Source organism: Isoptericola aurantiacus, from assembly GCF_044769875.1.
Lineage (GTDB): Bacteria > Actinomycetota > Actinomycetes > Actinomycetales > Cellulomonadaceae > Isoptericola > Isoptericola aurantiacus.
Map to the genome: position 1 here is coordinate 52,450 of NZ_JBJBAE010000003.1, position 14,145 is coordinate 66,594.

Here is a 14,145-nt window from a genome sequence, read left to right on the forward strand (position 1 = left end):
GGGACGCAGGCCGCGGACCCGGGTGCCATGCTGCGGTGGTGCGCATCCTGGTGGTGGAGGACGAGGCCGTGCTCGCGCGCGCCCTGCGGCGCGGCCTGCAGGCGGAGGGATTCGCCGTCGACGTCGCCCCCGACGGCGAGACCGGTCTGCACCTCGCGCTCGAGGGGGACCACGACGTCGTCGTGCTGGACCTCATGCTGCCGGGGCGGTCCGGGATCGAGGTGCTGCGCACGATGCGGCACGAGGAGGTCTGGACGCCGGTGCTCGTCCTCAGCGCCAAGGACACCGACGACGACGTCACCCGCGGTCTGGACGTCGGCGCCGACGACTACCTGCCCAAACCGTTCGCGTTCACCGTGCTCGTCGCCCGGCTGCGGGCGCTCCTGCGGCGCGGCGCACCGCCGCGCCCCGCCGTCCTGGAGGTCGGGACCCTGCGCCTCGACCCCGCCACCCGCGAGGTGCGGCGGGACGGCGTGCCCGTGGACCTCACCACCCGCGAGACGGCGCTCCTGGAGCACCTCATGCGCCGCCCCGGCGAGGTGCTCACCAAGGTCGAGCTGCGCGACCACGTGTGGGACGCGGCCGGCGACGACCTCAACGTGGTGGAGGTCTACGTCGGGTACCTGCGACGCAAGCTCGGCCGAGCCGCCATCGAGACGGTGCGCGGCGCCGGCTACCGGGTCGTGGGACGGTGACCGGCCGTCAGACGCCGGAGCAGGGCTGGTCCCTGCGCCTGCGGCTCACGCTCGTCGCCGCCGGGCTGACCGGCGTCGCGCTCGTCCTCGGTGCGTTCGCGCTGACGTCGGTGGTCTCCCAGAGCCGGATCGCCGCCACCGACGACGTCCTGCGCGGCACGGCCGCCCAGGTGGCGGCGCTCGTCGCCGAGGACCGCCTGCCCGACGTGCTGGCCGCCGACGAACCCGGAGAGGTCGTCCAGCTCGTCGACGCCTCGGGACAGGTCGTCGCGTCGTCGCCGAACGCGAGCCGGACCCTGCCCGTCCTGGCCCCCGCCGTGCTCGGCACGACGCCCGACGGCGCGTCGACCCGGCAGGACTCCGCCTACGGTGCCGGGCCGGTGCGGGTGCACGTGGACACCCTGCCCACCGGCGACCGCGTCGTCGCCGCCCTGCCCCTGACCACGATCGAGGGTGCGGTCGACGCGCTGCGCCTCTCGCTCGGGGTCGTCGTCCCGCTGCTGACCCTGACGCTGGGCCTGGTCACGTGGGTGCTCCTCGGACGTGCGCTGCGGCCGGTCGAGGAGCTGCGCGCCGGCGCCGCGCGGGTCAGCGGTGCGGGCGGGCCGGGCACCCTGCCGGTACCCCGCCCCCGCGAGATCGCCGCGCTGGCGCGGACGCTCAACGCGATGCTCGACCGGCTCGACGCCTCCGCGCGGCGGCAGACCGACTTCGTGGCGGACGCCGCTCACGAGCTGCGCTCCCCGGTCGCCGCGCTGCGCACGAGCATCGAGGTGGCTCGCGCCCATCCCGAGGCCTACGAGAGCGCCGAGCTCCTGGCCGATCTCCACCACGAGGTGGTCCGGCTGCAGGCGCTCGCGGACGACCTCCTCGTCCTCGCCCGCGTCGGGGCGTCGCCGCTCGAGGTGCACGACGTCGACCTGACCGAGGTCGCCCGCGCGGCCGCCGGGGACCTCGACGTCCACGGGGAGGGCCGGGCCGTCGCCGACCCGGCCGCCGTCGAGCGGGTGGTGCGCAACCTGGTGGACAACGCGCGCCGGTTCGCCCGGGGCGAGGTCCGGATCACGGTGCGCGACGGCGTCGTGACGGTCGACGACGACGGCCCGGGGATCGCCGCACCGGACCGCGACCGCGTCTTCGACCGGTTCACCCGACTCTCCTCGGCACGCGGGCGCGACTCCGGAGGTACCGGGCTGGGCCTGGCCATCGCGCGCGAGATCGCCCGCGAGCACGGGGGCGACGTCACGCTGGCGGACGGTCCGCTCGGCGGGCTGCGGGCCACGGTGACGCTGCCGACGGCCGCCCGGCGGCCGGTCTGAGCCGCCGGGTCGGTGCGCCCGGTCAGCCGTGCGCCAGCTCCAGGCGGTAGCCGCGCTTGACCACCGTCTTGACCAGGTCCCGGCGCCCGGTGGCCTCCCGCAGCCGTGCGATGGCGACCTCGACGGCGTGACCGTCGCGCGAGACACCGGGCAGCACGTCGAGCACCTGGTCGCGGGCCACGACGTCGCCGCCGGCGGAGGCGAGCAGCCGCAGCACCTGCACCCCCGTGGGGGACAGCGGCAGCACCTGCCCGTCGAGGACCGCCACCCGCGCCCGGATGACCAGCGGTCCGGCCACGGTGCTCAGGGCGACGGACTCGATGTGCTCGTAGTGGCCCACCAGCGCACGCACCAGGGCTCCGAGGCGTCCGCGCTCGGGCTCCAGGGTGGGCACACCCCGGCCCGCGAGCGGGCGCGAGGTGATCGGCCCCACCGACGCCGCGACCATCTCGCCGGTGACGAACCGGGAGACGACGTCGTCGAGCAGCCCGGCGGACTCCACGGCCTCCATCCAGGCCTCGGCGCCGGGGGCGGAGGTGAACACGACCGCGTCGATCTCGCCGTCGGCGGCCGCACGCGCGGAGGCCGCCACGGCCTCCGGGTCGGGTGCCGGCCCCCAGCGGTACACGACCAGGGGTGACACGCGGGCACCGGCCTTGGCGAACACCTCGTCGAGGCCGTCGGCACCTGCCCCGTGGTGCTGGATCGCGACGTGCTGACCGCTGACACCCTCGCTGAGCAGGACCTCGGCCACCTCGGCCGACGTCTCGGACTCGGCGACCCAGTCGGCGCCGAGCCCCGCGGCCTGGACCGCACCGCGCGCCTTGGGCCCGCGGGCCACGATCCGGGCGCCGTCGAGCACCCGCAGCAGGTCGTCGGCCAGGCCGTGGGCGTCGGCGGCCTCGATCCAGGCGCGGAACCCGACCCCGGTGGTCGCGACGACGACGTCGGGCGGGTCGTCCACGAGCGCGGCCGTCGCGGAGACCAGGGCGTCGTCGTCCACGTGCGGGATCATGCTCAGGGCGGGCGCGTGGCGGATGGCCGCGCCTCGACGCTGCAGCGCGGAGGCGAGCTCGCCCGAGCGCCGGTCCGCGGTGACCAGCACGGTGCACCCCGCCATGACCTGCCCGAGTGCGGGCCTCGTCGAGGTCTCAGCCACGCGCGTCCCCCAGGACGACTTCTCCGCCTCGGTCACTCACACCCTCCAGCAGTCCGTCGGCCGCCACGTCTCCGATCACGATCACCGCGGGTGCCCGCACCCCGAGCTCGTCGGCCCGCTTGGCCGCCAGGTCGAGGGCCACCCGCGTCACCCGCTGGTCCGGCGTCGAGCCCTGCTCCACGATCGCCACCGGGGTGCCCGGGGCCGCGCCCGCGTCCAGCAGCCGCGCGACGATCGCCGGCAGGGAGGACACCCCCATGAGGATCACCAGCGTAGCGGCCCGTCGGGTGACGCAGGCCACGGCGACGTCGTCCAGCTCCTGCTCCCCCGTGCGCGTGTGCGCCGTGACGACGTGGAACGCCGTCGTCGTGCCGCGGTGCGTGAGCGGGACGCCCGCCAGCGCAGGGACCGCCAGGGCGGACGAGACGCCGGGGACGACGTCGACGACCACGCCCGCCGCCACGCAGGCCGCGTACTCCTCGCCGCCGCGCCCGAAGACGAACGGGTCGCCACCCTTGAGGCGCACCACCCGCCGTCCGCACCGCGCGTGCCGCACCAGCAGGGCGTTGATCTCGTCCTGGGGCACCTTGTGCCGGCCCGGCGCCTTGCCGACGTCGATCACCTCGACGTCGTCGCCCAGGTCCTCCAGGACCTCCAGCGGCACCAGGCGGTCGTGGACCACGACGTCGGCGCGCGCGATCGCACGCCACGCCCGGTAGGTGAGCAGGTCGGCCGCGCCCGGGCCGGCGCCCACGAGCGAGACCTGGCCCGGCGCCGCGTGAGACGTCATGTCAGCTCAGCCCGACGTGCACGACGCCGTCGCGCACGTCGACGGCGAACGGCTCCAGGTGGGTGCCCAGGCCCGCCTTCGGCGTCTTGCCGCCGGACTCGAGGCACTCGCCGGAGGCCAGCGAGAACACCTGCTTGTAGATCGGGGAGGCCACGGTCGCCTCCGCACCCCGCGTGCCGACGATGCCGCGCGACATGACGTTCGCCCCCGAGTACGGGTCGAGCTGCTGCACGGCGTGCACGCGATCGTCCAGCAGCCGGAAGACGGCCACCTGCACGGTGGAGCCGTCGCCGCGCTCCAGCAGGGCCGCGACCCCGCGCTCGGGCACGAGCGCGTCCAGCCGGCACACGGGGTTCCAGGTGAGCTCTGCCGGCCCGGCGTCCTGCTCGGTCGCGGTCATCGTGGCCTCCGGGGTCGGGTCGTCGGTGCGGGTGGTCGCGGGGGCGGTGTGGGCGCGGGTGGTCTCCGCCACGGTGCTCACGCGCGGACCTCCAGCGTCGGTCCGGCGACGAGCACCGGACCGGCGAGGGCCGGCTCGGCGGTCCCGGCGGCGATCTCGTCGGGCGTGGCGGGACGCTTCTGGCCGCGCTCCGGGACGTAGGCGAGCGCCGGGTCCGGCGTCGTGGGGGCGTTGACGAAGGAGCCGAACCGGGCCAGCTTCTCCGGGTCCTCCAGGACGGCCTTCCACTCGTCCTCGTAGGCGCCGACGTGCGCGGCCATGGCGGCGTCGAGATCGTCGGCGATGCCCAGGGAGTCCTCCATGATCACCTGGCGGATCGCCTCCAGGCCGCCCTCGTACTCCTCGGCCCAGGGGGCGGTGCGCTGCAGACGGTCCGCGGTGCGGATGTAGAACATCAGGAACCGGTCGATGGTGCGCAGCAGCGTGGCGGAGTCCAGGTCCTCGGCCAGGAGCTGGGCGTGCTTGGGCGTCTGCCCGCCGTTGCCGGCCACGTACAGGTTCCAGCCCTTGTCGGTCGCGATGACGCCGACGTCCTTGCCACGCGCCTCGGCGCACTCGCGGGCGCAGCCGGAGACGCCGAGCTTGAGCTTGTGCGGGCTGCGCAGGCCGCGGTAGCGCAGCTCCAGCTCGACCGCCATGCCGACCGAGTCCTGCACGCCGTACCGGCACCACGTCGAGCCCACGCAGGACTTCACGGTCCGCAGCGACTTGCCGTAGGCGTGCCCGGACTCGAAGCCGGCGTCGACCAGGCGCTTCCAGATGTCCGGGAGCTGCTCGACGCGGGCGCCGAACATGTCGATCCGCTGGCCGCCCGTGATCTTGGTGTAGAGGCCGAAGTCCTTCGCGACCTCGCCGATGACGATCAGGCCCTCGGGGGTGATCTCCCCGCCCGGCACGCGCGGGACCACCGAGTAGGTGCCGTCCTTCTGCATGTTGGCGAGCATGTGGTCGTTGGTGTCCTGCAAAGTGGACTGCTCGCCGGCCAGGATGTGCCCGTTGCCGAGGCTGGCCAGGACGGAGGCGACGACCGGCTTGCAGATGTCGCAGCCGCGTCCGGCGCTCGTGGCGCCCTCGGGGACGACGCCGAAGCGCTCGATGATCTCGCTGAACGAGTGCAGCCCGGCCACGCGCACGGCGTCGAAGAGCTGGGCGCGCGTCATCGCGAAGTGCTCGCACAGGGCGTTCGAGACCTCGATGCCGGCCCGCGTCATCTCGGTCTCGGTGATCTTCTTGACCAGCGGCAGGCAGGCGCCGCAGGTGGTCCCGGCCCTGGTGCAGCTCTTCACGTCGCCCACCGACGTGCAGTCGTGCTCGGTCACGGCCCCGCGGATCGTGCCCGCCGAGACGTTGTTGCACGAGCAGACGTTGGCCTCGTCCGGCAGCTCGAGGTCCGGCGCGCCGCCGCCCTCCGGGAGCAGGAACGCGGCCGGGTCGCCGGGGAGCTCGGCGCCGAGCATGGGGCGCAGCGACGCGTAGGGGGCGGCGTCACCGACGAACACCCCGCCCAGCAGCGTCGAGGCGTCGTCGGACAGGACGAGCTTCTTGTAGACGCCCGCCGTGGGGTCCGCCCAGACGATCTCGATGCAGTCCTCGGTGCGACCGTGCGCGTCCCCGAAGGAAGCGACGTCGACGCCGGACAGCTTGAGCTTGGTCGCGGTGTCGGCGCCCGGGAACACGGCCGCGCCGCCCAGGAGCTGGTCGACGACGACCTCGGCCATCGTGTTGCCGGGGGCGACCAGGCCCAGGCAGCGGCCCTCGATGCAGGCGACCTCGCCGATCGCCCACACGTGCGGGTCCTCGGTCCGGCAGCTCAGGTCGACCACGGCGCCGCCGCGCTCGCCGATCGGCAGCCCGGCCTCCCGGGCGAGCTCGTCGCGGGGACGCACCCCGGTGGCCATGACCACCACGTCGACGTCGAGCCGGCCACCGTCGGCGAAGTCCATCCGGCCCACGTGCCCGGTCCGACGGTGCGGCCTCATCTCCTTCGTGGCGGTCTCGGCGCGCACCGCGATGCCCTTGTCGTTGATGAGACGCTTGAGCGCCTGCCCGCCGCCGAGGTCGACCTGCACACCCATGAGGTGGGTGCCGAACTCGATGACCGTCGCCTGGGCGCCGAGCGCCTTGAGCGCGCCGGCCGCCTCCAGCCCGAGCAGGCCGCCGCCGATGACGGCGCCACGGACCGGCTTCTCGACGACGCCGCCGCGGGTGGTGACCTTGTTGGCCTCCCGCTTGGACTCGACCCAGCCGCGCAGCTCGGCGACGTCGTCGATGGTGCGGTAGACGAAGACGCCGGGCAGCTCGTTGCCGGGGATCGGCGGGCGTGCCGCGTTCGACCCGGTGGCGAGCACCAGCTCGTCGTAGGCGTGGACGCGGCCGAGGCGGTCCGTGACCGTCCGCGCCTCGCGGTCGATCGAGACGACCTTGCAGTCGCGGTGCAGGGTCACCAGCGGGTCGTCCCAGAGCGCCGGGTCGCCGAGGGTGAGCTCCTCGGCGTCGCGGACCTCGAAGTACCGGGTCAGGCCGACGCGGTCGTAGGGCTTGCGGGGCTCCTCGGCGAAGAGGCTGACGCGCCACTCGCCGGCGGTGTCGCGGGCACGCAGCGCCTCGACGAAGCGCTGGGCGACCATGCCGCCGCCGACGACGACGACGTGGCGCCGGGCGTCCGGCCGGGCTGAGGTGGGGGGCTCGCTGCTCATGTCTCGAACCTAGGCAGCGCGCGTGACCGGTCCGTCAGGACGCCGTTACCGCTCGGGAACATTGTGCTCACGCAGGTCGGCGGTCCCGTGAGAGACGGCGGTCACGCGCCCGGCCCGGTCCGCCGCTTAAACGGTTCAGGGGGTCACGGTCCGCGCCGTCCTCGGCGACGGTGGTGCGCGAACCACCGCCGAGAGGAACGAGGACGTCCCATGGCACACCACCCGACCCCCCGCCGGGCCCACCGCCCACGCCGCGCCGTCGCCGCCGCCGGCGCGGCCGCCGTCGTGGGCGTGGCCGCGCTCGCAGCGGCAGCCACCACGCTCACCGCCCGGGCCGCCGAGCCGCCCGGGATCCACGTCGCCGACGACGGCCGCATCCTGGAGGCCGACGGCACCGACCTGGTCCTGCGGGGCGTCAACCACGCGCACGCCTGGTACGCGGCCACGACGCCGCAGGCGCTGGCCGACATCAAGGACACCGGGGCGAACTCCGTCCGCGTGGTCCTGGCCACCGGCGACCGGTGGACCCGCACCGACGCCGACGCCGTCGCCGACATCGTCGACGAGTGCACCCAGCAGCGACTCGTCTGCGTCCTCGAGCCGCACGACACCACCGGCTGGGGCGAGGAGCCGGCCGCGGCGTCCCTGGACCAGGCCGTCGACTACTGGGAGTACCTGCTCCCGGTGCTGGAGGGCACCGAGGACCGGGTGATGATCAACATCGGCAACGAGCCGTTCGGCAACGACGACGCCGCCAACGAGCTCTGGGACGACCACACGAAGGCCGCGATCCAGCGGCTGCGCGACATCGGCTACGAGCACGCCCTCGTCGTCGACGCCCCCAACTGGGGGCAGGACTGGAAGGGCCTGATGAACGACCAGGCCGAGGACGTCGCCGCCGCCGACCCGCAGGGTGACACCGTGTTCTCCATCCACCTGTACGGCGTGTACTCCGACCCGGCGTCGATCACCGCCTACCTGGAACGGTTCGTCGACGCCGACCTGCCGATCATCGTGGGCGAGTTCGGGCACTCCGGCACCGGGCCGGACGAGGACGTGGTGCTCGCCGAGGCCGAGCGGCTCGGCCTCGGCTGGCTCGCCTGGTCGTGGTCCGGCAACACCGACCCCGTGCTCGACCTGGTGTACGACTTCGACCCCACGACCCCCTCGACGTGGGGCACCCGGATCATCGCCGGACCCGACGGCCTGGCCGAGACCGGCGTCGAGGCGTCGGTGTTCGGCGGGACCGACCCGACGCCGGACCCCACGCCGACCGACGAGCCGACCGAGGAGCCCACACCCGACCCGACGCCCACCGACGAACCCACCGACGGCGCCTGCACGGCCGAGCTGTCCGTGCAGAACTCCTGGCCCGGAGGCTTCCAGGGTCAGGTGACCGTCACCGCGGGCGACGCCGCGATCGACGGCTGGTCGACCTCCTGGACGCTGCCGTCCGGGACGACTGTCGCCCAGCTCTGGAGCGGGGCCCTGAGCGTGGACGGGTCGGCCGTGACCGTGGCGAACGCCGCCTGGAACGGTGCGCTCGGGGCCGGGACGTCGGCGTCGTACGGGTTCATCGGCTCGGGTCCCGCGCCGTCGGACGCCGACGTGGCCTGCGCCGCCGGCTGAGACCCGCGGGCGAGGGTGGTGGAATCCGGGACGGTCGGTCCGCGAGGGGTCGGGCCGACCGTCCCGGAGCTCGGGGGTCACACGGTCGCCAGCGCCGGCTCCTCGTCGGCCGGGTCGCCGCCGTCGCGGGTCGCCGCGAGCCAGTCCGCGAGCCCGCAGACCGCCTCCGAGCAGCTCCCGCACCCGGTGGTGGCCCGGGTGCCGGCCGCGATCTCCTCTGCCGACCGCGCGCCGTCGTCCCAGCACCGGGTGATGTCGTGCTTGGTCACGCCGTTGCACCGGCAGACCGTGGCGTCGTCGGGCATGTGCTCGGGGGACGTGGCCGGTTCCGCGCTCGGCATCACCGGTGTGAGCAGCAGGAACGCCGGGTCGACGGGCACCGGCGTGCGGCGCGTGTAGGCCGCCGTGAGATCGGCCGCCACGCGGGCGTCGCCCACGCACGTGGCGCCGACCAGGACGCCGTCGGCCACGACCGCCTCGACGAACCGGCCCGCCGTCGGGTCGTGCAGCCGGACGGCCCGCTCCCCCGGCACCGGCGTCCGCCCGGCACCGCACGCCCCCATCGAGACCACGCTCAGCGCCCCGGCCTTGACCTTGACGACGTCGGTGCCGCGCGTGTCCACCCCGGAGTCGGTGGGTGCGCGGGTGGCCAGCAGGGTCCCCAGCCGGACGGCCATCGACGGCCGCCGGCCGGCGTCGGGGAACCGCAGGTGCTCGCGCGGACCGCCCGTGGCGCGGTCCGTGAACCGCGAGGCGTCCGCGTGCACCGCCACCCGTGACATCAGGTGCTCGGCCAGCCGCCGGGCCTGGTCCCAGCCCTCCGCCACCAGACCACGGGACCCCTGCGGCGGCTGCGCGCAGTCGCCGATCGCGAAGACGCGGGCGTCGTCGGGGCTCGCCAGGTCGTGCCCGACGACGATCCCGCGATCGGTGCTCAGGCCGGCGTCGGCCGCGATCCCGGTCTCCGGCACGGTGCCCGTGGCGAGGACCACCAGCCCGGCGGCGAGCACCTCGCCGCCGTCGTCGTCGCCCACGCGCACGCCGACCACCCGGCCGCCGGCGACGAGGTACTCGCTCGGCCGCGTGCCCGAGCGCACCGACACGCCGGCGCCCCGCAACCCGTCGGCCAGCACGGCGCCCGCGTCCCGGTCGAGCTGCCGGGACATCGGTGCCGGCGCCGGGTCCACCAGGGTGACGTCGAGCCCACGGCCCGCCAGCCCGTACGCCGCCTCCACCCCGAGCACGCCACCACCCACGACGACGGCACGCGTGGAGTTGACGGTGGCGGCCACGATGTCCCGGGCGTCGTCGAGCGTGCGCAGGGCGTGCACCCCGCCGGGCAGCCGGACCGCGCCGTCGTCGCCCCTCAGTCCGGGCGCAGGGAAGACACGGGCCTGCGAACCCGTGGCGAGCACCAGGTGGTCGTAGGGGTGGACGGCGCCCGCGGAGTCGGTCACCGACCGGGCCGTGCGGTCGATCGCCACCGCCGTCACCCCGCGCAGCACGGCGACGTGCTCACCGGTGACCTCCGGCATCGAGATCGCCGCGACCTCGGTGCGCCCGGCGACGACGTCGCTGAGCAGGACGCGGTTGTACGGCTCGTAGGGCTCCGCGCCCAGCACCGTGACGTCGAACGCCTCGGCGTCGCGTCGGACGAGCTCGTCGACCAGCCGGGACCCGACCATCCCGTTGCCGACGACGACGATCTTGAGCGGCACGTGGAGCGTCATGCCGGCACCTCCTGGGTGTCGTGGGCGTCCTGCTCGGCGGGCGCGGCCGGTTCGACGCTGACCGCGCACACCTTGAACTCGGGCATCGAGGAGATCGGGTCGACGGCGTCGCTGGTGATGCGGTTGACGCTGCCGAGCCCGCTCCAGTGGAACGGCATGAAGACGACCTCGGGGCGGACGGCGTCGGTCCAGCGGGCGACCGCCTCGACCTCACCGCGCGCGGACCGCACCCGCACCCGGGCCCCGTCGGCCACCCCGGTGCGCAGGCCGAGCTGGGGGTGCATCTCCACGTACGGCTCGGGGACCAGCCGGTCCAGGGCCGGCACCCGGCGGGTCTGCGCGCCGGACTGGTAGTGCTGGAGCACGCGGCCGGTGACGAGGTAGGTCGGGGCGTCACCGCGCACGTCGTCGGTGGGCCCGGAGTGGTCGACCGGCACCATGCGGGCCCGGCCGTCCGGCGTCGGGAAACCGTCCAGGAACAGGCGCGGCGTGCCGGGGTGCGCGCCGTCGGGCACCGGCCAGAAGTAGCCCGGACCGGCTGCGTCCTCGTCGGCGTCGAGCCGGGCGTGCGACAGCCCCGAGTAGTCGGCGGGGCCGCCCCGGGACGCCCGGGCCAGCTCGTCGAAGACCTCCGCCGGGTCGGTCGGGAACGGCACCGGGGAACCGAGCCGGCGCGCGAGCTCGGCGTGCAACCAGAGCTCGGACCGGGCCGCGCCGGGAGCCTCGGTCGCCCGGCGCCGCCGGATGACGCGGCCCTCCAGGGAGGTCATGGTCCCCTCCTCCTCGGCCCACTGCGTCACCGGCAGCACGACGTCAGCCAGCAGCGCCGTCTCGGAGGGCACGAAGTCGCACACCACGAGCAGGTCCAACGACTCGAGGCGCTCGCGGACCCGGTCGGCGTCGGGGGCGGAGACCAGCACGTTCGACCCGTGCACGAACAGGGCCCGCGGACCACCCGGCGTGCCCAGGGAGCCCAGGAGCGCGACGGCCGGGAGCCCCGGTCCCGGCAGCGTGTCCGGGTCGACGCCCCACACGCCGGCGACGTGGGCGCGGGCGGACGGGTCGTCGATCTTGCGGTAGCCGGGCAGCTGGTCGTTCTTCTGCCCGTGCTCGCGGCCGCCCTGGCCGTTGCCCTGACCGGTCAGGCAGCCGTACCCGGAACCCGGCCGGCCCACCAGACCGAGCGCCAGCGCCAGGTTGACCGCGGCCGTCACCGTGGCGGTGCCCTGCGCGGACTGCTCGACGCCCCGTCCGGTGAGCAGGTAGGCGCCCCGCCCGCCGTGGGCCGGGGAGGCGGCCGCGACCCGGCGGGCCAGGAGTCGCAGCTCCTCGGCGGGGACGCCGCACACCGTCTCGGCGCGTTCCGGCCACCACGCGGAGACCGACCGCACGACGTCGTCGTACCCGGTGGTGCGCTCGGCCAGGAACGCCGTGTCCACCAGACGCTCGGCGATCACGACGTGCAGCAGCGCCAGCAGGACCACCATGTCGGTGCCGGGCACCGGCTGGACGTGGACCCCCTGGCCGTCCTCGGCGAGCCGCGCCGTGGCCGAGCGCCGCGGGTCCACCACGACCAGCCCGCCCCGCTCCCGCGCGCCGGCGAGGTGCTGCACGAACGGCGGCATCGTCTCGGCCGGGTTGGAACCGAGCAGCATCACGAGGTCCGCCCCGCCGAGGTCCGTCAGCGGGAACGGCAGCCCCCGGTCGACGCCGAACGCGCGGTTGCCCGCCGCCGCCGCCGAGGACATGCAGAACCGGCCGTTGTAGTCGATGTTCGGCGTCCGCAGCACCGTGCGGGCGAACTTGCCGAGCGTGTACGCCTTCTCGTTCGTCAGGCCCCCGCCGCCGAAGATCGCCACGCCCTGCTCGCCGTGCTCGGCCTGCACCGCCCGCACCCCGGACACCACGACGTCCAGGGCCTCGTCCCACGTGGCCGGGACCAGCTCGCCACCCGCGTCACGCACCAGCGGCGTCGTGATGCGGTCCGCCACCGTGAGCACCTCGGCGCTGGTCCAGCCCTTCTGGCACAGCCCGCCGGCGTTCGTCGGGAAGTCCCGGGGGCTCACGGTCACGGGCAGGGGCGCACGCCCGCCGGGGGCCGGCGCGGCGTCCGCGGCTGCGGACGACGCCGATCCCTCGACGGGCGTGAGCTCCATGCCGCACTGCAGGGCGCAGTAGGGGCAGTGCGTCGCGGCCGGGGCGGCCGGAGCGGCGGTCGCGCTGCTCATACCCGAGCAGCCCCCATCCGGCTGCTGCGGCGACCGTAGACGGCCCAGGTGAGCACGCCCATGACCACGTAGACGCCGATGATCGTCCACAGGGCCGGCACCATGGAGCCGGTCGCCGTGTCCGACATCGCGAACCCGCGCGGGATGAGGAACCCGCCGAAGGCGCCGACGGCACCGGCGATGCCGATGCAGCCCGCCGCGGCCTTCGCCGTCGCGGCACCGCCGCCGGCGACGTTCGCGATGCGGAAGGTCGCCGGGATCATGCGGTAGACCGACCCGTTGCCGATGCCGGTCGCGACGAACAGCAGCATGAAGGAGCCGAAGAACAGCCCGAAGGAGCCGCTGCCGAGCGCCTGGATGGCGCCGAAGGCGCCGACGACCATCACCGCGAAGCTCGCCACGGTGATCACGGCGCCGCCGGTGCGGTCGGCGATCCAGCCGCCGAGCGGGCGGGTGACCGAGCCGACGAGGGCGCCCATGAACGCCAGGGACAGCGTGACCTCGGGGAACTCCTTGTTCAGCAGGGTCGGGAAGGCTCCGGCGAACCCGACGAAGCTGCCGAACGTGCCGATGTAGATGAACGAGATCAGCCAGGTGTGCTTCTCCCGCGCCGCGGTGCCGAAGGACCGGGGGTCGGCCTTGGCGGCGGTCAGGTTGTCCATGAACCGCCAGGCGAGGAGCACGGCCAGCAGGATGAACGGGATGAAGACCCAGCCCGCCCGCGGCAGGGAGACCCCGGCCGCGGTGACGATGACCAGCGGCACGACGAACTGGACGGCCGCGGTGCCGATGTTGCCGCCGGCGGCGTTCCAGCCGAGCGCGGCCCCCTTCTCCTTCTCGGGGAAGAAGAACGAGATGTTGGCCATCGAGGAGGCGAAGTTGCCCCCGCCGAAGCCCGCGAGCGCCGCCACGGCGAGCAGCACGCCGAACGAGGTCTCGGGCCGCTGCACCACCCACACCAGGGAGAGCGCCGGGATGAGGAGCAGGCTCGCGGAGATCATCGTCCAGTTGCGGCCGCCGAAGACCGGGACGGCCAGCGTGTAGGGGACGCGCAGGGACGCGCCGACCAGGGCCGGCAGGCCGACCAGCCAGAACATCTGGTCGGTCGTCAGGGCGAACCCGGCGTCGGGGAGCTGCGGGACCACGATGGACCAGATCGCCCAGACGCAGAAGCCGAGGAACTCGGCGAAGATCGAGATCCACAGGTTGCGCCGCGCGATGCTGCGGCCGCCGTTGCGCCAGAAGACGGGGTCCTCGGGGTCCCAGTGGTCGATCCACCGCCCGGAGCGGTGCACGGGGCGGCGGGGCGCGACGGTCCCGGTGGCGCCGTCCGCGGCGCCGTCGGCGAGGCCGGCGGCCACCGGTTCGGACTCGGTGGTTCCGCTCGTCGGAGCAGCCATCGATGTTCTCCTGTCCGTGCTCGTGCCCGACGACGCCGG

10 protein-coding genes are annotated in these 14,145 nt (G+C 74.8%); 3 read left to right on the forward strand and 7 right to left on the reverse strand.

Annotation, left to right across the window (positions count from 1 at the left end):
* Positions 1-38: 38 nt before the first annotated feature.
* Both ACIQLL_RS10250 and ACIQLL_RS10255 read left to right on the forward strand, forming a co-directional pair.
* Positions 39-695, forward strand: a complete 657-nt coding sequence (locus tag ACIQLL_RS10250; RefSeq protein WP_402466396.1) for a response regulator transcription factor — start codon at positions 39-41, stop codon at positions 693-695.
* Entirely contained in the window at positions 692-2,014 is a 1,323-nt protein-coding gene (locus ACIQLL_RS10255) for a sensor histidine kinase (RefSeq protein WP_402466398.1), read from the forward strand. Before ACIQLL_RS10250 ends, ACIQLL_RS10255 begins: the two co-directional genes overlap by 4 nt.
* A 22-nt stretch (positions 2,015-2,036) precedes the next feature.
* Here the strand turns inward: ACIQLL_RS10255 and ACIQLL_RS10260 are convergent, their stop codons facing one another.
* The 4 genes from ACIQLL_RS10260 to nirB form a co-directional block, all read right to left on the reverse strand.
* On the reverse strand, positions 2,037-3,134 hold the full coding sequence (locus ACIQLL_RS10260) for a uroporphyrinogen-III synthase (protein ID WP_402467394.1): 1,098 nt from the start codon (positions 3,132-3,134) through the stop codon (positions 2,037-2,039).
* Positions 3,135-3,165: 31 nt separating this feature from the next.
* Positions 3,166-3,963, reverse strand: coding sequence for a uroporphyrinogen-III C-methyltransferase (gene cobA / locus ACIQLL_RS10265; RefSeq protein WP_402466401.1), 798 nt, complete (start codon positions 3,961-3,963; stop codon positions 3,166-3,168).
* A gap of 1 nt (position 3,964) precedes the next feature.
* Entirely contained in the window at positions 3,965-4,363 is a 399-nt protein-coding gene (nirD, locus tag ACIQLL_RS10270) for a nitrite reductase small subunit NirD (RefSeq protein ID WP_402467397.1), read from the reverse strand.
* 77 nt (positions 4,364-4,440) lie between these two features.
* A complete protein-coding gene (nirB, locus tag ACIQLL_RS10275; RefSeq protein ID WP_402466403.1) occupies positions 4,441-7,119 on the reverse strand; it encodes a nitrite reductase large subunit NirB in 2,679 nt (892 codons plus the stop codon).
* Positions 7,120-7,329: 210 nt separating this feature from the next.
* On the opposite strand from nirB, the gene ACIQLL_RS10280 reads away from it, so the two are divergent.
* Positions 7,330-8,748, forward strand: coding sequence for a cellulase family glycosylhydrolase (locus ACIQLL_RS10280; protein WP_402466406.1), 1,419 nt, complete (start codon positions 7,330-7,332; stop codon positions 8,746-8,748).
* A 77-nt stretch (positions 8,749-8,825) separates the two neighbouring features.
* On the opposite strand, the gene ACIQLL_RS10285 is transcribed toward ACIQLL_RS10280, so the two are convergent.
* Genes ACIQLL_RS10285 through ACIQLL_RS10295 form a run of 3 tightly spaced genes read right to left on the reverse strand, consistent with a single transcriptional unit; the run spans position 8,826 to position 14,106 of the window.
* Positions 8,826-10,478, reverse strand: a complete 1,653-nt coding sequence (locus ACIQLL_RS10285) for an FAD-dependent oxidoreductase (protein WP_402466408.1) — start codon at positions 10,476-10,478, stop codon at positions 8,826-8,828.
* Positions 10,475-12,706 (reverse strand): molybdopterin oxidoreductase family protein, encoded by a 2,232-nt coding sequence (locus tag ACIQLL_RS10290; RefSeq protein ID WP_402466410.1) that lies wholly within the window; start codon positions 12,704-12,706, stop codon positions 10,475-10,477. Before ACIQLL_RS10290 ends, ACIQLL_RS10285 begins: the two co-directional genes overlap by 4 nt.
* Positions 12,703-14,106 carry an MFS transporter gene (locus ACIQLL_RS10295; protein ID WP_402466413.1) on the reverse strand — a complete coding sequence of 468 codons (1,404 nt, stop codon included), beginning with the start codon at positions 14,104-14,106 and terminating at the stop codon, positions 12,703-12,705. The genes ACIQLL_RS10290 and ACIQLL_RS10295 overlap by 4 nt, the downstream gene beginning before the upstream one ends.
* Positions 14,107-14,145 lie beyond the last annotated feature (39 nt).